The following is a 17,277-nucleotide window of genomic DNA, read 5'->3' as shown; positions in this document are numbered from 1 at the left end:
GCACCGTCCCCCTGTCGGTCAAGAAGTAACACCCGCACAGCGCGTACACGACGAAGGGCGTTCCCCGATCACGGGGAACGCCCTTCTCGCATGTCAAGGAACGGCAAACGCCGCCTCCGCCCAGCCGCCATACTGACACCCGGACGACCGGAGTGACGAGGTGGTGACCGTACGTGATGGATCGAGGGCCCGACGAGGCGCTGAACTTCGCCGTCCTGCGCGTGCGCGGCCCGGAGGAGGCCGTGGCGGGGGCGGGCTTCCTGATCGCGCCTGACCTGGCCCTGACCTGCGCGCACGTCGTCTCGGGCGCGCTGGGCCGTCCGGAGGGGCCGCCGCCGTCCGACGCCTGGGTCACCGTCGAGCTGCCCTTCGCCGACGACCCGGCCCCCGTGCGGGCCCGCGTCGAGCACTGGGTCCAGACCGCCGACGACGGCTCGGGCGACATCGCCGTCCTGCGGCTGGAGGCCGCGCCCCCGGGCGGGCGCCCGCTGCGCATGGCCGAGCCGCGCAGCGTGTGGGGCCACCGCGTGGCCGTGGCCGGGTTCCCGCACGGCCTGCGGGGCGGCGGCTGGCACACCGGCCGGCTGCTCGGCGGCACCCAGCAGGGCTGGCTCCAGTGCGCCCCCGACGACCCCGGCGGCGTGCCGATCGAGAGCGGCTTCAGCGGCAGCCCCGTCTGGGACGTCGAGCTCGGCGACGTCGTCGGCATGGTCGTCGCGGCCCAGCCAGGCGGCCCCCGCCAGGCGTTCGTGATCCCCACCCGGTCGCTCACCCGCGCCGTCCCCGCCCTGGCCGCCACCGTACGGCCGGCCTCGCCCTTCCGCGGGCTGTCGGCCTTCCGCGAGGGCGACGCCGCCGTCTTCTTCGGCCGCGACGCCGAGACCGCCCGGATCCAGCGCCTCCTGCGCGCCCACTCCGAGGTCACGCTCACCGGCCCGTCCGGCTGCGGCAAGTCCTCGCTGGCGCTGGCCGGGGTCGTGCCCGCGATGCGCCGCGAGGGCTGCGAGATCGTCGTCCTGCGGCCCTCGGCCGTGCGTTCCTGGCCGGACGCCCTCGCCGCCGAGCTGGCCGCCCTGTCGCACCCGGGCCTGACCGGGGCCGAGGCGCTGGCCAGGGCCGACGCGTTGCGCGAGCCGCTGAGGAACGGCAGGCTGCCCGACGTCGTCGCCCAGGTGCTGCGCGACACCGGCGCCACCGGGCTGCTGCTCGTCGTCGACCAGGCGGAGGAGCTGCTGGTCGGCGTGGAGGAGCAGGCGGCCGAGGCGGCCGGGGTCCTGGCCGCGGCCCGCGCGTGCGCGGCCGTCCGGGTGCTGTTCACGCTGCGGGCCGACTTCCTGCCCGCCGCCCTGTCCCATCCCGCCCTCGGCGGCGCGCTCGGCCGCGAGACCTACGGGCTCACCCCCATGACCCGAGACCAGCTCCGGGAGGTCGTCGAGGCGCCGCTGGACGCCGTCCCCGCCGTGACGTACGACCCCGGCCTGGTCGACCGCATCCTGGCCGACGCCGGCACCGCGCCCGGCGCCCTGCCGCTGATCGGCTTCCTGCTCGACCGCCTCTGGCACGAGCAGCAGGGCGGCCGCATCAGCCACACCTCCTACGAGGCGTGCCGCGGCGTACGCGGGGCCCTGGCCGCGCAGGCCGAGCAGGTCTGGGCGGCGTGCGTGCCCGAGCAGGACACCGCCGCCGGCCAGGAGCTGCTGTCCCGGCTCGTCCGGGTCGCCGCCGGGGCGCACGCGCCGCTGCGCAGGCGGGTCGCCCGCGAGGAGGCGGGGGAGGAGCGCTGGCGGCTGGCCGGCCGCCTGGCGGCCGGGCGGCTGCTCGTCATGGACACCGGCGAGGACGGCCGCCAGACCGTCGAGCTGGCCCACGAGGCGCTGATCGCCGAATGGCCGCGGCTGGCCGGGATCGTGGCGGCGGACCTGAAGTTCCTCGAATGGCGCGACCTGCTCCACCAGGACATGCGCCGCTGGCGGCAGGCCGGGCAGGCCCCCGACCGGCTGCCGGGGCCGCCCGAGCTGGCCGCCGCCGCCCGCTGGCTCGCCGAGCGGCCCGCCGACCTGACCGAGGGCGAGCACGACTACCTGCGCCAGGGCCGCCGCCGTCAGCGCGCACGCACGCTGCGCCGCCGGGGCGCGATCACCGGCGCGGGGGTGGCGCTGCTGACCGTCGTCTCGCTGGTCGCCTGGACGCTCTACCAGGGCCGCATCGGCGACCAGCGCGCCGCCGAGGCCCGCTCCCGCGCGCTGGCGGGCGCCTCGGCCGACCTGGCCGGACGCGACCCCGAGCTGTCGTCGCTGCTCGCGGTCGGCGCCTACCGCGCGGCCCCCACCCAGGAGGCCAGGACCCAGCTCCTGCAACGCTACGTCGAGCACCGCTACACCAAGGGGGTGGCCACGGGCGCGCTCGGCTCGCTCACCGCGGCCGACGCCAGCGACGACGCCCGCGTCCTGCTGGCCACGACCGCCTCCGCCGCCGGCCGGGCCACGCTGTTCACCCGCGGTCCCGACGGCCGCTACCGGCCCACCCACCTGCCCGACCGGGGCGGCACCAGCCATCCGGCCGTCTCCGCCGACGGCGGCCTGGTCGCCTACGCCGTCGAAGACGGCAGCATGGTCTGGCACCGCGTCGACCCCGACGACGGCGAGCTGCTGGACCAGGGCCACGTCCTGGACCGCCAGGACCGGCAGGCCCTGGCCGACGAGCCCGCCGCCGACATCAGGGCCGACGGCGACGACGGCTGGATCGCGACCGCCGGCCCGAAGAAGCTCGTCCTGCAGTCGCTCGGCACCACCGGCGCGGCCCGCACCTGGGTGTACGACCTCCCCGCCGACCTCGTCCGCTTCGGCCCCGACGCCACCACCCTGGTCGCCAGGGAGAAGGGCGTGGCCAAGGTGTACAGCAGCAAGGGCAGCCCGGCGTGGCAGGAGCTCACCGTCCGCACCCTCGGCCCGGCCGACGGCCTGGCCGTCTCCGGCGCCGGCGCCACCGCCGTGACCTGCCGCAACAGCGACGACGGCCGCACCGCCACGTACACGGGGTACGCGGTGAGCGACGGCGCGCGGCTGGGCGGCTTCAGCGCCGGACGCCCGTGCGGCCCCTTCGTCGTCGACCGCGAGGGGCGGCGGGTGGCCGAGCAGGGCGCCTCCGGCTGGGAGCTGGTCGACCTGGCCGAGGGCGTCACCCTGTCACGCACCTGGATCGACGCCCAGACCGCCCCGACCGGCGCCGAGACGGGCGCCGCCCCGGTCGCGCTGGTGGGCGCCCCGGGCGCGCAGGAGCTGCTCACCAGGTCGTCCGAGACCATGGTGCTGACCGCGCTGCGCGAGGGCGAGCAGCGCGTCGGCAACCCGGCGCTGCTCCAGGGCGGCCAGCGGATGGTCGCCCAGGTCGACGGCGGCGCCCGCCTGCGCCTCATGGAGACCGGCGATCCGCAGCGCACCCTGGCCGACGTCGCGCGCACGAAGAGCCCGAAGGGCCTGAACGCCTACGGCGACCCCGTCGCGGACGAGTCCGGACGCCTCCTCGCCGACGCCGTCGGCCCCGCGAAGGTCGCCGTCCGCGCGCTGCCCTCGCTCACCCCTGTCACCGAGGTCGCCACCGCCCGGCCGCCGCAGGGCGCGCAGCTCACGTACTTCTTCAAGGACGGCGACCTGTTCACCTTCGCCGGCCGCCGCCTGGAGCGCTGGGATCCGGCCACCGGCCGCCGCAAGAGCGCCTTCGACGTCGCCGGCCCCGGCACGGTCGTGACGGAGGTGCAGGTCAGCCCGTGGAGCGCGGACCACCTGATGATCGCCGTGCAGGGCGCCGACTACCTGCGCACAATCGACCTGCGCACCGGCGAGGAGGTCAAGGACCGGCGGCTGACCGTGGGCTCCGACGTCGTCAGCGGGTTCGTCCTCGACCGCGCGGGCACCCACCTGCTGCTGTTCCGCAATGGCATGCTGCCCGAGGTGTGGCTCACCCACCCGCTCAGGAAGGTGCTCGGCCCGCTGCGTTCGGCGGGCGAGAACATCCGCGGCGGCGAGCGCATGACGTCGATGATGCCGGAGAACGCGGGCAGGCTGTTCCTGTTCGGCGAACGGGAGATCCGCGTCTTCGGGCTCGGCGAGACCCAGGTGTCCTACGAGGAGGGCTACACCTTCCGCCAGGCCCAGGACTTCCTGGAGATCTCGCCCGACGGCGCGCTGCTGCTGCGGCTCAAGGGCGGCGACAGCGTCATGGGCTACTCCACCGACCTGCTCCGGCTGGACGTGGACACCTGGCGGCGGCGGCTGTGCGAGGTGTTCGGCCGCCCGTTCACCCCGGACGACCGGCAGCAGGTGCCGATCGCCCTGCCGGAGGCCGTCTGCTGACGGTCACGGCTTGCGCCCGACCCCGCCCAGGAACGTGTGGTACGTGATCCCCAGATCCGGCCGGTACCCCGGCTCGGGGCGCCACTCGGCCAGCGGCACCAGGCCGGGCTCCAGCAGCTCCAGGCCGTCGAAGAAGGCGAGGATCTCCTCGCGGGTGCGCCACCGCCCGGTACCCATGGTGTCGTTGAAGAGCCGCTCGGCCTCGAACGCCTGCCGCGACACCTCCGGGCGCTCCTCCATCGGGTTGTGGAAGCTGGAGACGGCGACGTGGCTGCCCGGCGCCAGCCGGGCGACCAGGCGGCGGGCGATGCCGGCCGGGTCCTCCTCGTCCGACAGGTGGTGCAGGATGCCGAACAGCAGCAGGCCCACCGGCTCGTCGAGGTCGATGAGCTGCCTGGTCTCGGGGTGGTCGAGGATGTCGTCCGGTCGGCGGATGTCGGCCTCGATGACGGTGGTGCCGTCGTCCACGGCCAGCAGCGCCCGGCCGTGGACCAGGACGATCGGGTCGTGGTCGACGTAGACGACCCGGCAGCCCGGCGCGGCCCCCTGGGCGATCTCGTGCACGTTGCCCTGCGTGGGCAGGCCCGACCCGATGTCCAGGAACTGGCGGATGCCCGCCTCGACGGCCAGGTCGCGGACGACGCGCGCCAGGAAGTCCCGGTTCGACCGGGCCGCCTGCGGGGCGTCCGGGGCGATCCCGAGCGCCATCTGGGCCACCTCGCGGTCGATCTCGAAGTTGTCCTTGCCGCCGAGCATGTAGTCGTAGACGCGGGCGACGCTGGGCTTGGTCGTGTCCACGCCCGGGATGGGCGTTCCCTGCTCGTCGTCGGCCACGGTGGCTCCTTCGGTTGCGTCGGGCGAGTTCGGCTGGCGTGATCATACGTCCCGGAACGCCGGAAATCAGGTCCCGATGCGACCGTACGGCCTACGGGATTCCCGGGGCCCGCGTTGACATGATGGGCCCATGACGATCGAACCACTGGCCCCGGACACGCTGCTCACCACCACCCGCAGCGTGCGCAGGCGCCTCGACCTGTCCCGCCTGGTCCCGGCGTCGCTGGTCCGCGAGTGCCTGGAGGTCGCGCTCCAGGCGCCCAGCGGCGGCAACCGGCAGGGGTGGCACTGGATCGTGGTCACCGACCCCGACCGCCGCAAGGCGATCGGCGACTACTACCGGCGCTCGTGGAACGCCTACTCCACCTCCGGCGGCTCGGCCCGGTCGATGTTCAGGGACGACCCGGCGCGGACGGCGGCCCAGGAACGCGTCAGTGACAGCGCCGCCTACCTGGCCGAGCACATGGGCGACGTCCCGGTGCTGGTGATCGGCGCGATCGAGCTCCCCGGCGGCCGGCTGCCCGAGGGCAACCAGGCCGGGCTGTGGGGCTCGCTGCTGCCCGCCGCGTGGAGCTACATGCTCGCCGCCCGCGCCCGCGGCCTCGGCAGCGCGTGGACCACCCTGCACCTGGAGTACGAGAGCGAGATCGCCGAGCTGCTCGGCATCCCGGCCGAGGTGCGCCAGGGCGTGCTGCTGCCCACCGCGTACTTCACGGGGGAGACCTTCAAGCCGGCCGCGCGGCAGCCGCTGGACGAGGTCCTGCATCTCGACCGCTGGTGAACCGGCGACGCGCGTGACCGCCTTCACCGACATCTCCCTGCGCATCGTCCTGCGCCTGGCCGTCTAACCCTGCTCGACGCCGTTCGCCGCGATCACCCCGCGGTACCAGTGGGCGCTGTCCTTCCAGGTGCGCTCCAGCGTGCCGCGGTCCACCCGGACGACGCCGAACCGCTTGGCGTAGCCGTGCGCCCACTCGAAGTTGTCCATCAGGGACCACAGGAAGTAGCCGCGCACGTCCGCGCCGCCCGCCATGGCCTCGGCCACCGCGCGGATGTGCCGGCGCAGGTAGTCGATCCGGTCGTCGTCCCTGACCCGGCCATCGGCCTCCACCGGGTCGGGGAACGCCGCGCCGTTCTCGGTGATCATCGTGGGCAGGCCGGGATGGTCGCGGCGCAGCCGCAGCAGCAGCTCGGTCAGCCCGGTCTCGTCGATGTTCCAGCCCATCTCCGTGTACGGCCCCGGCTGCCGGACGAACTCCACGTCCTGGCAGGCGATCCACGGGGACGCGACGCCGTCGGCGTGCCCGTCGGCCGTCTCCCGTCCCGCGCCGCCCTCCCGCCGCCGCACCAGGACGGGGTTGTAGTAGTTGACGCCCAGCACGTCCAGGGGCGCGCACGCGGCGGCCTCGTCGCCGTCCTGCACGAACGCCCAGTCGGTCACCGCGGCGGTGTCGTCGAACAGGGAACGCGGGTAGGCCCCGTCGAGCATCGGGCCGAGGAAGGCCAGGTTGGCCAGGGTGTCCACGCGGCGCACCGCCTCGGCGTCGGCCTCGGACACCCCGCGCACGTGGTGCAGGTTGAGCGTCACCGACATCCGCGCCGCCGGGTCGGCCGCCTCGCGCAGGGCGCGCACGGCCAGCCCGTGGCCGAGGTTCAGGTGGTGCACGGCGGCCAGCGCGGCGGCGGCGTCGGTCCTGCCGGGGGCGTGCACGCCGGAGGCGTAGCCCAGGTAGGCCGTGCACCACGGCTCGTTCAGGGTGATCCAGGTGTGCACGCGGTCGCCGAGCGCCTCGCCCATGAGCCGGGCGTACTCGGCGAAGCGGAAGGCGGTGTCGCGGTGCGGCCAGCCGCCCGCCTCCTCCAGCTCCTGCGGCAGGTCCCAGTGGTAGAGCGTGGCCACGGGGGCGATGCCCTTGGCCAGCAGCCCGTCCACCAGGCGGTCGTAGAAGGCGAGCCCGCGCGGGTTGGCCGGGCCGCCCCCGCCCGGCTGGACGCGCGGCCAGGAGATCGAGAACCGGTAGGCGCCCACGCCCAGCCCCGCCAGGATGTCGAGGTCCTCCTCCAGGCGGTGGTAGTGGTCGCAGGCGACGTCGCCGGTCTCGCCGCGGGTCACCTTGCCGGGGGTGCGGGAGAAGACGTCCCAGATCGACGGGGTGCGGCCGTCCTCGGCGGCGGCGCCCTCGACCTGGTAGGCGGCGGTGGCGGTGCCCCAGAGGAAGTCGGTGGGGAACATGGTCACTCCGTGGTCTCGTGAGGGGCGGTTCCGGATCCGCGGCGGCGTCCATCACGGCGCTCACCTCGGGCTGCCGGTCCGTCAGGTGGTCGAACGCCCGCCTTGCCCTCCTCCACCCGCGCCCACGCGGCGACGTCGCGCAACGAGGTCATCTGCACCCGGCCTGGACGGTGGTCGAAACGTTCGCCAACGTAGGGTCGGATTCAGGGGGATGTCAATGACCTCGGGGTCGTCGTCCGGAAGGCGGTCCCGGGTGGGAAAATCGTTTGTCCGGCGGTCGGCACGGCCCTACCTTGTGACGGTCGCAGGTCAACCGAGAGGACTTCACTTGCTGGGCGCCCATGTGCACGCGTACCTCCGAGCGGCGGCCGGGTCCCGGGCGCACCGGGCCGGGCCGTTCCTGATCCGCTTCGACGAGCACGACGACGCGCCGCCGTTCAACTACGCCGTCCCCGACGACGGCCTCGCGCCCACCGGCGAGGAGGTGGCCGCGCTGGCCGCCACCTTCCGCGAGCGGGGCAGGACGCCCCGGCTGGAGTACGTGCCGCAGGTCGCGCCCGAGGTGGAGGAGGCGCTGCTGGCCGCCGGGTTCGTCGCCGAGGGCCGGTTCCCGCTGCTGGTGTGCCCGGCCGGATCGCTGGTCGAGGCGCCCGCCGACGCCGCCGTACGGCTCGCGCTGGTGACCGACGAGCCGGGGTTGTGGCAGGTCGCGCGGGTGATGAACGCGGCCTTCGACGCGCCCGAGGCCAACGAGCACGACGTCGCGCGGCTGCGCGGCGTCCTCGGCCGCGGCGGCCTGGTGGCCGCGGCCACCGACGCCGCCACGGGCGAGGTCGTCGGCGCCGGCCAGCTCGGCGGCCCCCAGGAGGGCGTCGCCGAGATCGCCGGCATCGCCGTGCGCCAGACGCACCGGCGGCGCGGGATCGGCGGGGCCGTCACCGCCCTGCTGACCAGGGCCGGCCTCGACGCCGGGGTCACCATGCCGTTCCTCACCCCGGCCGACGACGCCGCGGGCCGCGTCTACGCGCGCGTCGGCTATCACAAGGCGGGCGAGGTGCTCCACATCTCGGCCCCCTGACCTCAGCAGCTGCAGTCGCAGCAACCGCCGCAGTCGGGGCAGTCGCAGCCGCCGCAGTCGTCCAGGTAGCAGCGGTCGGAGCAGGGACGTCCCGCCTTCTTGCTCCACCTCGGCCGCCAGAGTCCGCAGGTCAGGAACGTCGCCACGCCCGCCACCGACTTGCGGACCCAGCCGGGCCGCTGGTAGGAGGCCGCGGCGAACGCGCGCTCGACCGCCCGGCGCACCTCGGCGCCGAGCAGCCGTTCCACCAGGTGCCGCTGCTCCAGCTCCAGGTCCGCCAGCGCGAGGGCGAGCCCGTGCGCGGCGTCGTCGCAGAGCCGCCGGGCCTGCCTGCGGCCGGTCCCGGTGGCGGTCAGCGGGTTGAACGCGCCGCGCTCGTCGTCGGCCGCCTGGTCCTCGACGGCGTCGAGGAGGTGCGCGATCCGGCCGAAGAACCTGCCCGCCTCGGCCAGCGCCTCGACGTTGCCCGGCCGTCCGGCCAGCACCGCCGTGTGGGCGAAGGCCGCCGCCACCGCCTCCTCGGCAGGCGCGGTGAGGTCGAGCACCTCCGCGGGGGCGGTGCGGGCCCGGCGTTCGCGTTCGAGCTGCCGGTCGACCGTCGCCGACAGCACGGCGGTGTCGAAGCCGACGCCGGAGGCCAGCCTGGCGCCGCCCGCCTCCCAGCGGGCCGCCAGCAGGCGGCGGGCCGCGGCCGTGCCCGGGGCGGCGTCGCGGTCGGCCACCTGGTCGCGCAGCTTGCCCGCGGCCAGGACGAGCGACACGCCCGCCGCCAGCCTGGCTCCCCGCCCGCGGGCGTCCACCACGTCGGCGGAGCGGAACCCGCGCAGCGCGCACGGCCCGGCCGTCCGGTGCGGCACGGAGGACGGAAGCTGGGCCTCGGTGAGCACCGAGAGGATCAGCGTGTCGTAGTTGGTGGTCAGCCGGGCGGCGTGCCCCTGCCCGTCGCGCAGGGTCAGGCAGAGCCCGCACAGGTGTGCCCGCCACGCCGTGCGCACCGCCGCGCACCCGTGCTCACCGCACGGACGGATGATCCCGAACACCACATACCTCACAAGATCCTGAAAACGCTGGAGGAATCGTACGGGCGATCGCCCGCTCCGGGGAGCCGCGGGTTCAGGCGCGGGGTCAGGCGCGGGTTCAGGCGCGGGGGCGCCGCAGCCGCCTGGCCGCCACCGTCAGGACGGCCAGCCCGGCCAGCGTGATCAGCGCGGTGAACAGCCACTCGTCCGAGCCGTCCGGGCCGTAGACGCGGGTCTCGCGGCCCGTGTCCACGGCCGGGGTGGCCTGCCCGGCCGCCAGGGTGCCGCGGTCGCTGCCGTACAGCTCGACGTCGCGCCGCCGGATCCGTCCGTCGCCGGAGGTGAAGTCCCCGGCCCAGACGCACGACTCGTGCCCGGGATGCGACACGCACCGCAGCTCCCGGGCGGTGAACGCGCCGCCCACCCCGTCGGCGCGCGCGGCCCGTACGACGGGGCCGAACTCGGGCACGGACACGAACAGCAGCAACAGCCCCAGAACGGCCAGCGCCACCGTGAACCCGCTCGGACGTCGTCTGGTGACCGCCATGCCTAGTGCGCCACCGCGCAGGTGCAGACGGCCCCGCCGTGCTCGGAGGCCCGGCGGTGGAGCAGCATCGCCACCACCATCGGGGCGAAGACGACCGCGTTGTAGAACAGGTGCAGCTCCATCCGGGGCAGGAAGATCTGCAGGACGCTGGTCGGGACCGGACGTCCCAGCAGATAGAGCCCGGTGAGCTTCTGCACGAGCAGGAGCAGGTGCTCCATGTGGTGCCAGACCTGGATGCCGAGGGAGATGTTCCACCACGTGCGCGAACGGCCGGCGAACCCCTTGCGCAGCAGGACCAGGCCCACCAGCATGAGCAGCGCGTACCCGTAGTGCATCCACTCCGAGGTCACCAGCCACGGGAACGGCAGGCCGAGCACCCCCCGGGCCTCGCTCAGCGGCCACCCCCAGACGTAGACCTGCACGGCCTGCACCAGGTGCTCGGCCCAGTGGGCCACCACGATGGCCATGAAGGCCGTGAGTGCCGCCTTGTGGTGGCGTCCGTTGAGCGTGGACGCGCTGATCGCCGTCGCCATTCCTCACCTCGTGTCTGTCGCGCTGACGCTGGACAGAACGATCTCGGACGGCACTGGGAACGGGCTTGTATCCCCTTGCAAGTGGCTGGTGGCCTCCGGACGCGGCCGGCGACGGAACGCCCGCCGCCCGCCGGTCCCGCAGAACGGCCCCTCACAACACCCGGTAACGCTCCCAGACCTCCCGCAGCCGCGCGCCGCCCAGCAGGTCCGACAGCACGTCGGACTCCGTGGCCAGCCGCGCCTCGGCCCTGGAGACCACCTCGGACTCGCGGGCCCGGGGCACGGCCACGATCCCGTCGTCCTCGGCCAGCACCAGGTCGCCCGGCGTGATCAGCACCCCGCCGCAGGTCACCGGCTCCTGTACGGCGGCCACCCGCATCCTGGCGCGGTAGTCGACCGGCCGCGTGCCCAGGGCGAACACGGGGAATCCCAGGTGCAGGATCTTGGCGCGGTCACGGACGTACCCGTCGCAGACCACTCCGGCCGCGCCCCGGCCCTTGGCGGCGGCCGAGAACAGCTCGCCCCAGCAGGCCGACCGGTCGCCGCCCCCGGCCGCGATGACCACCACCTCGCCCGGCAGCACCGAGTCGATGAAGTCGATCATGTCGTCGTACGGGTTCTCGCCCGCCGTCTCGGCCGGGGCGAAGCACACGGTCCTCGCCCGGCCGAGCACGCGCATGCCGGCGCGCAGCGGGCGGACGGCGGGGGTCAGCACGTTCGCGCGCACGCCCGTCTCGTCCAGGGAGTCGGACAGCTGCGCGGCGGCGACGCCCGGGTCCAGCGGAACGCGGACCGGCTCAGACGATGACATGGCCCCTCCCGGGCTGGTAGGTGTAGCGGCGCTCCATCTCCGGCGTGAGCCGCAGGCCCAGGCCGGGAGCGGTGGGCGGAAGCACGTGGGAGCCCTCGACGCGCAGCGGCTCGGCGAGCAGCTCCTCGCGCAGCGGGTTGGGCAGCGTGCACAGTTCGATCAGGTCGAGCTGCGGGGTGGCGAACGCGGTGTGCACACTCGCCATGAGGTTGACGCCGGTGGACCAGATGTGCGGCACGCAGTCCAGCCCCGCGCCGAACGCGCGGGCGGCCACCCGCTGGAACTCCACCACGCCGCCGACCATGCCGACGTCGGGCTGGACGATGTCCACGCCCCCGGCCTCGATCAGCCGCTCGAACTCCTGCCGCGTGGAGTAGCTCTCCACGCCGGAGACCGGCACGCCGAGCGCGTCCCTGACGGCGGCGTATCCGGCGACGTCCTCGGCCCGGCACGGCTCCTCGAACCAGCGCGGATCGTGGCCCTCCAGATGCCTGCCGACCCGCAGCACGTCCTCCAGCGGCCACGGCGTTCCCGCGCAGCCCTGGACCGCGTCGAGCACGAACCGGGTGCCCGGCTCCAGGGCCGCGGCCACCCGGTCGATCAGGCCGATGGTGCGCTCGGGGCCGGTCATGGCGCGGAACTTCACCGTCGAGAAGCCGCGTGCCTCCATGTCCTTGACCCAGGCGAGCACCTGGTCCTCCTCGACGCCCAGGCCGCCGCTGGCGTACACCTCGACCCGGTCGCGCAGCGGGCCGCCGAGCAGCTCGTGCACGGGCAGGCCGCGGGCCTTGCCGAGCGCGTCGAAGGCGGCCACCTCGATCGCCGCGATCACCCCGGAGGCCACGCCGCCGCGTGCCCAGAAGGCGGTGCTCGCGCGCAGCGCGTCGCCCACGGTGGCGGGCTCGTCGACCGGCAGGCCGACGGCGTAGCGGCGCAGGGCGTCCACCACGCCCGGTACGGCCTGCGCCCCCATGATGCCCTGGGCGACCTCGCCCAGCCCGGTCACGCCGTCCTCGGTGGTGATCTCGACGAGGGCGGCGTCCCAGGTCTCGATCCGGCCGCCCACCCAGGCGAGCGGCGGCCGGCCGGTGTAGTCATGACTGAGCAGCACCGCACGTATCTTGGCGATCTTCATCTCGACCCTTCCGTAATTGGTCCAACCAATATAGCCATCTGAGGGCATACGGCTAGAGTCGAAGGGGGTTTTGCGGGAATTGGTAGGGCTAATTGCCGAGCTGGGTGCGGAGGAAGCGCTCCACGTTCGCGATGTGGGCCGCCGCCGCGGGAGCCGCAAGCGCGGGGTCCCTGTCGCGCAGCGCCTCGTAGATCGCCTGGTGCTCGTGGATCGCGCGGTCGAACACGCCCTGGTCGACCTGGCCCCGCCAGATGCGCGCCCGCAGCGTGCGGGTGCTCAGCGCCTCGACGAGCGCCGCCAGCACCGGGTTGCCCGCCGCCTCGGCCACCACGGCGTGGAAGCGGGCGTCGGCGCGTACGACCTCGTCGACGCTGCCGTCGCCGCTCTGCGGATCGTGCCGCATGTCCTCCAGGCAGGCGGCCAGCTCGTCGAGCTGCCGGTCGGTGATGCGTGCCGCCGCCTGCGCGGTGGCGGCGGACTCCAACACCCGCCGCACGGCCAGCATGTCGAGCACGGTGGCGTCCGGGGACAGCTCCACGAGCATCGCGAACGTGTCGAGCAGCATCCCCGGCGACAGGCTGGTGACGTACGTGCCGTCGCCCTGCCGAGCCTCCAGCAGCCCGGCCAGGGTCAGCGCGCGGATGGCCTCGCGCAGCGTGTTGCGCGAGACACCGAGCTGCACCGCGAGATCGCGCTCCGTCGGCAGCCTCGTGCCCGGCGGGAACGCCCCGGAGGTGATCATCGTCTTGATGTGATTGATCGTCTCGCCCGAGGCGGATGTGCGCGCGTCCTTGGCCACCACGTCGTCAGCGTAGCGGCACGCGCAGGTCGGCGCCGCGCGTCTCCGGCACCGCCAGCACCGCCACCAGCGAGATCACCGCGAAGACGCACACGAGGGCGGCGATCGGCCAGGACGCCCCGCCCGCCCAGGTCAGCACGGCCGAGGCGACCAGCGGGGCGGGGCCGCCGATGAGCGCCGCCGTGGACTCGCGGGCCAGCGCGATGCCGCTGAGCCGGAAGCGCGCCTCGAACAGCTCGGCGAACAGCGAGGCCTGGGCGGCGTACATGGAGGCGACGCCGACCGCCAGACCGAGCGAGACCGCCACCACGATCAGCGCCGGGCTGCGGGTGCCGAGCAGCCAGAACATCGGGAAGGCGAACACCGCCAGGAAACCCGCGCCGGCGAACCACACCGGCTTCCTGCCCACCCGGTCCGACAACGCGCCGAACAGCGGCGTGGCGACGATGCTCAGCGCGGAGGCGGTGACGTTGGCGGCCAGCCCCACGCCCTTGGGGACGCCGAGCGTGGTGGTCATGTACGACAGCACGAAGACCTGGATGAGATAGGAGATGGCGACGAACGGGCCGTTGGCCGCCATGGCGAGCAGCAGCCGGCGCGGCTGCCTCCTGATCACCTCGGCGACGGGCGCCCGGCCGGTGGCGCCGGCCGCCTTCAGCTCGGTGAACACCGGCGTCTCGGCGACCCGCGCGCGGAAGTACAGGCCGAGCGCCACGCCGAGGAGGCTGAGCAGGAACGGCAGGCGCCAGCCCCAGGAGTCGAACTGCTCCTTCGGCAGCGAGGAGATGCCGCTGAAGGTGAGCGTGGCGAGCAGGATGCCGATGAACACCCCGGTGCCGGGCAGCGAGGCGAGCAGGCCCCGACGGCGCACGTCGCCCGACTCGGCGGACATGACCAGCGCGCCGACGTACTCGGCGCCCGCGCCCAGGCCCTGCAGCAGCCGCAGCGCCACCAGCAGGATCGGGGCGAGCAGGCCGATGCTGCCGTGGTCGGGCAGCACGCCGATGGCGGCCGTGGCGAAGCCCATGAGCAGCAGCGTGATCACCATCATCGGCTTCCTGCCGACGCGGTCGCCGTAGTGGCTGAAGATCACGCCGCCGAGCGGCCTGGCCAGGAAGCCGACGGCGAAGGTGGCCAGCGAGGCCAGGGTGGCGGCCGCGGGCGAGGACTTGGGGAAGAAGTGCTCGCCGAAGACCAGGGCGGCGGCGAGGCCGAACAGCGTGAAGTCGTAGTACTCGACCACGCTGCCGACCATGCCGGCGGCGGCGACGCGGTTGCGCGGCGGTCCCGTCCGCAGGTCGGGGGCGGCTGGTTGGACGGACATGGCGGCTCCAGAATGGAAGGTCCAATTGAGGGATATGGACTAGTTTTTCGGCAAATTTCGTCTCTTGTCTATAGATTGGTCCAACCAATACGTTGTGCCCATGAGACGACGCACCCTCTCGGTCCTCGCCGCCGCCCTCGCTCTCGCCACTGCCGCCACCACCGCCCCGCCGGCCGCCTCGGCGTCGGCCCCCGCCGCGCAGGGGCCGTACGAGCCGACGAAGGACTCCCTCGGCCGCCACACCGCCCCGCAGTGGTTCGAGGACGCCAAACTCGGCTTCTTCGTCACCTGGGGCGCCTACTCCGTGCCGGCCTACGCGCCACTCGACGGCTCGGAGAGCAAGTACGCCGAGTGGTACTGGTCGAAGATGAACACCGGGGACACGCCCACCCAGAAGCGCCACGAGCAGGTCTGGGGCAAGGACGTGGCCTACGACGACTTCCTCACCAAGTACTGGAAGGCCGAGAAGTGGGACCCCAGGGCCTGGCTCGACCTGTTCAAGCAGGGAGGCGGCAAGTACTACGTGTTCGTCGCCAAGCACCACGACGGCATCGCCGCCTGGGACAGCGCCTACTCCGACCGCACCACCGTCAAGTACGGCCCGAAGCGCGACTTCACCGGTGAGCTGATCCGGGCCAACCGCGAGGGCGGCTACGGCCTCAAGGACGGCATCTACTTCTCGATGCCAGAGTGGTACAATCCGGCCTCACCGGTGCAGTGGGGCGGCTGGTTCGGCCGCGGCGCGCCCAAGAACCCGTACACCGGGCAGCCCGTGCCGTACACCGGGTACCGGCCGGTCGCCGACTACGTCAAGGACTTCCAGCTCCCGCAGATGCTGGAGTTGGTGGACAAGTACGACCCCGACATCGTCTGGTGCGACATCGGCGGCGTGAACGACTCCGACACGTTCATGGCCCACTACTTCAACAAGGCCGTCGAGCGCGGCAAGGAGGTGACCGTCAACAACCGGTGCGGCAACGGGGTGCAGGACTTCACCACGCCCGAGTACTCCGTCGAGCCGGACATCAAGAAGTCCAAGTGGGAGGCCTCGCGCGGCATCGGCGCCTCCTACGGCTACAACGCCGAAGAGGGTCTGGCCGAGCACCTCACCCCCGACCAGCTCGTGGACTCCTTCGTGGACGTCGTCTCCAAGAACGGCAACCTGCTGCTCAACATCGGCCCCAGGGCCGACGGCACCGTCCCCGACCTCCAGGCCACCAGGGTCCGCGCGCTCGGCGAGTGGCTGAGGACCAACGGCGAGGCCGTCTACGGCTCCCGCTACTGGACGCAGGCCGAGGACAAGGGCGCCACCGTGCCGGTGCGGTTCACCACCCAGCCGCGTGCCTTCTACGTCACCGCGCTGGACTGGCCGGGCGCCAAGCTGAAGATCACCGCGCCGGTCCCGGTCAAGGACGGCGACGTGGTCACCATGCTGGGGGACCCGCAGCCGCTGCCGTACAAGAAGAACGCCGACGGCACGCTGGAGATCACCACCCGCGCGCCCAAGGGCGCCTACGCCTACACCTTCCGCATCGCCGGGCCGGGCTACCAGCCCTCGGCGGAACGGCTGCTCGGCGTGGAGGGCACGGCCGCCCCGGTCAAGGTGGGGGAGAGCGCCAGGATCGAGGTGACGCTGGCCAACCGGGGTGACAAGGAGGTCGCCCGGGGCAGGCTGACCGCGCGCACGCCGTTCGGGTCGCAGGGCTTCGACTTCCCCGCGCTGGCCCCGCACGCCCGGCTCACCCGGACCGTCGAGCTGCCGGTGCCCGCCCGGACCGCGCCCGGCTCGTACGACGTGACGCTGGAGGCGGCGACGCTGTCGCACGGCTCCTTCACCGGGACCGTCCGGGTGAAGGTCGCCGGCGAGAGCGTGCCGGTGGACCTGGGCGGCGTCTACGACCACGACTCCATCGCCACGGCCGACGCGCCGGACGACGGCACCTTCGGCAACGCGCCCGTGGCCTTCCCGGCCGACGAGCTGCCGCCGCCGGGCGAGGTCGTCTACGACGGCCTCCGGTTCACCTGGCCGTCGGGGGCGACCGGCGTCAGGAACAACGTCCAGGTCAACGGGCAGAAGATCGCGATCCCCCAGGGCAGCTACGTCAACCTGCACCTGCTGGCCTCCGCCGGGTACGGCCCGGCCGCGAGCGACGTGACCCTCACCTACGCGGACGGCGGCACCACGACCGCCCGGCTCACCGTGGCCGACTGGATGACCGGCGGCGACCCGGCCGTGATCACCACCGCGCACCGCTACGCCTGGGGCAAACCGGCCGACGCGCAGGCCAAGGTCTACCGCTACGAGGTCCCCGCCGACCCGGGCAGGCAGGTGGTGGCGGTCGCCGTCGGCAAGCCGTCCGGGCCGAGCGCCGGTACGGCCACGCACGTCTTCGCCGTCACCGCGGAGCGTTCGGGCCGCTGACGTCGAGGCCCCCTGGGCCGGTCCGCCGAGGGCCGGCCCCTTGCGGGAACGCCCAGGTCATGAGGGGAATGCACGGGGCTTGCCTGTCGTTTGCCTACGCATACCCCGGTGTGCTTTGACGGTGATTGAGGCTGTTTGCCGGGGGTTTACGGTTCAGAGGTAGATCATTGCCCGTTTTGGGGTGTTTGGT

The 17,277-nt window shown here is 73.7% G+C and carries 13 protein-coding genes; 4 read left to right on the top strand and 9 right to left on the bottom strand.

The features are described from left to right. Positions 1 to 176 precede the first annotated feature (176 nt). Positions 177 to 4,352 carry an nSTAND1 domain-containing NTPase gene (locus ACWCSU_RS52230; RefSeq protein WP_449945008.1) on the top strand — a complete coding sequence of 1,392 codons (4,176 nt, stop codon included), beginning with the start codon at positions 177 to 179 and terminating at the stop codon, positions 4,350 to 4,352. A gap of 3 nt (positions 4,353 to 4,355) precedes the next feature. On the opposite strand, the gene ACWCSU_RS52225 is transcribed toward ACWCSU_RS52230, so the two are convergent. Beyond that, positions 4,356 to 5,186 (bottom strand): SAM-dependent methyltransferase, encoded by an 831-nt coding sequence (locus ACWCSU_RS52225; RefSeq protein WP_357710938.1) that lies wholly within the window; start codon positions 5,184 to 5,186, stop codon positions 4,356 to 4,358. A 130-nt stretch (positions 5,187 to 5,316) separates the two neighbouring features. Here ACWCSU_RS52225 and ACWCSU_RS52220 point away from each other — a divergent pair, with 130 nt between their 5' ends. Further along, positions 5,317 to 5,967, top strand: coding sequence for a nitroreductase family protein (locus tag ACWCSU_RS52220; RefSeq protein ID WP_357710940.1), 651 nt, complete (start codon positions 5,317 to 5,319; stop codon positions 5,965 to 5,967). A gap of 63 nt (positions 5,968 to 6,030) precedes the next feature. Here ACWCSU_RS52220 and ACWCSU_RS52215 read toward each other — a convergent pair whose 3' ends face one another. Next, a complete protein-coding gene (locus ACWCSU_RS52215) occupies positions 6,031 to 7,419 on the bottom strand; it encodes a GH1 family beta-glucosidase (RefSeq protein WP_449945004.1) in 1,389 nt (462 codons plus the stop codon). 328 nt (positions 7,420 to 7,747) lie between these two features. On the opposite strand from ACWCSU_RS52215, the gene ACWCSU_RS52210 reads away from it, so the two are divergent. After that, entirely contained in the window at positions 7,748 to 8,497 is a 750-nt protein-coding gene (locus ACWCSU_RS52210; protein WP_449945002.1) for a GNAT family N-acetyltransferase, read from the top strand. 2 nt (positions 8,498 to 8,499) lie between these two features. Here ACWCSU_RS52210 and ACWCSU_RS52205 read toward each other — a convergent pair whose 3' ends face one another. From ACWCSU_RS52205 to ACWCSU_RS52175, 7 genes are all read right to left on the bottom strand, one after another. Continuing rightward, a complete protein-coding gene (locus ACWCSU_RS52205) occupies positions 8,500 to 9,549 on the bottom strand; it encodes a DUF5685 family protein (RefSeq protein ID WP_449944999.1) in 1,050 nt (349 codons plus the stop codon). Between the two features lie 85 nt (positions 9,550 to 9,634). Beyond that, complete coding sequence (locus ACWCSU_RS52200) at positions 9,635 to 10,063, bottom strand: hypothetical protein (RefSeq protein WP_364104606.1); 429 nt, start codon at positions 10,061 to 10,063, stop codon at positions 9,635 to 9,637. Between the two features lie 2 nt (positions 10,064 to 10,065). Continuing rightward, positions 10,066 to 10,596, bottom strand: a complete 531-nt coding sequence (locus tag ACWCSU_RS52195; protein ID WP_449944996.1) for a hypothetical protein — start codon at positions 10,594 to 10,596, stop codon at positions 10,066 to 10,068. A gap of 151 nt (positions 10,597 to 10,747) precedes the next feature. Then, complete coding sequence (locus ACWCSU_RS52190) at positions 10,748 to 11,407, bottom strand: RraA family protein (RefSeq protein WP_449944993.1); 660 nt, start codon at positions 11,405 to 11,407, stop codon at positions 10,748 to 10,750. Further along, complete coding sequence (locus tag ACWCSU_RS52185; RefSeq protein WP_449944992.1) at positions 11,394 to 12,542, bottom strand: mandelate racemase/muconate lactonizing enzyme family protein; 1,149 nt, start codon at positions 12,540 to 12,542, stop codon at positions 11,394 to 11,396. Before ACWCSU_RS52185 ends, ACWCSU_RS52190 begins: the two co-directional genes overlap by 14 nt. 88 nt (positions 12,543 to 12,630) lie before the next feature. After that, positions 12,631 to 13,344 (bottom strand): FadR/GntR family transcriptional regulator, encoded by a 714-nt coding sequence (locus tag ACWCSU_RS52180; RefSeq protein ID WP_449944990.1) that lies wholly within the window; start codon positions 13,342 to 13,344, stop codon positions 12,631 to 12,633. Positions 13,345 to 13,348: 4 nt separating this feature from the next. Next, positions 13,349 to 14,665: an MFS transporter gene (locus ACWCSU_RS52175; protein ID WP_449944987.1), complete on the bottom strand. Its 1,317-nt coding sequence runs from the start codon at positions 14,663 to 14,665 to the stop codon at positions 13,349 to 13,351. Between the two features lie 100 nt (positions 14,666 to 14,765). On the opposite strand from ACWCSU_RS52175, the gene ACWCSU_RS52170 reads away from it, so the two are divergent. Continuing rightward, complete coding sequence (locus tag ACWCSU_RS52170; protein ID WP_449944984.1) at positions 14,766 to 17,087, top strand: alpha-L-fucosidase; 2,322 nt, start codon at positions 14,766 to 14,768, stop codon at positions 17,085 to 17,087. The last annotated feature ends 190 nt before the right edge of the window (positions 17,088 to 17,277 follow it).

This window comes from Nonomuraea sp. NPDC001699, from assembly GCF_053596455.1.
Note: the sequence above shows the minus strand (reverse complement) of the source record. Positions and strands in the feature narration are given on the sequence as shown.

Bases quoted from the DNA above. Each gene is read 5' to 3' on its own strand.
- ACWCSU_RS52230 (WP_449945008.1), top strand. From the start codon at position 177: ATGGATCGAGGGCCCGACGAGGCGCTGAACTTCGCCGTCCTGCGCGTG.
- ACWCSU_RS52220 (WP_357710940.1), top strand. From the start codon at position 5,317: ATGACGATCGAACCACTGGCCCCGGACACGCTGCTCACCACCACCCGC.
- ACWCSU_RS52215 (WP_449945004.1), bottom strand. From the start codon at position 7,419: ATGTTCCCCACCGACTTCCTCTGGGGCACCGCCACCGCCGCCTACCAG.
- ACWCSU_RS52200 (WP_364104606.1), bottom strand. From the start codon at position 10,063: ATGGCGGTCACCAGACGACGTCCGAGCGGGTTCACGGTGGCGCTGGCC.
- ACWCSU_RS52195 (WP_449944996.1), bottom strand. From the start codon at position 10,596: ATGGCGACGGCGATCAGCGCGTCCACGCTCAACGGACGCCACCACAAG.
- ACWCSU_RS52190 (WP_449944993.1), bottom strand. From the start codon at position 11,407: ATGTCATCGTCTGAGCCGGTCCGCGTTCCGCTGGACCCGGGCGTCGCC.
- ACWCSU_RS52185 (WP_449944992.1), bottom strand. From the start codon at position 12,542: ATGAAGATCGCCAAGATACGTGCGGTGCTGCTCAGTCATGACTACACC.
- ACWCSU_RS52175 (WP_449944987.1), bottom strand. From the start codon at position 14,665: ATGTCCGTCCAACCAGCCGCCCCCGACCTGCGGACGGGACCGCCGCGC.
- ACWCSU_RS52170 (WP_449944984.1), top strand. From the start codon at position 14,766: ATGAGACGACGCACCCTCTCGGTCCTCGCCGCCGCCCTCGCTCTCGCC.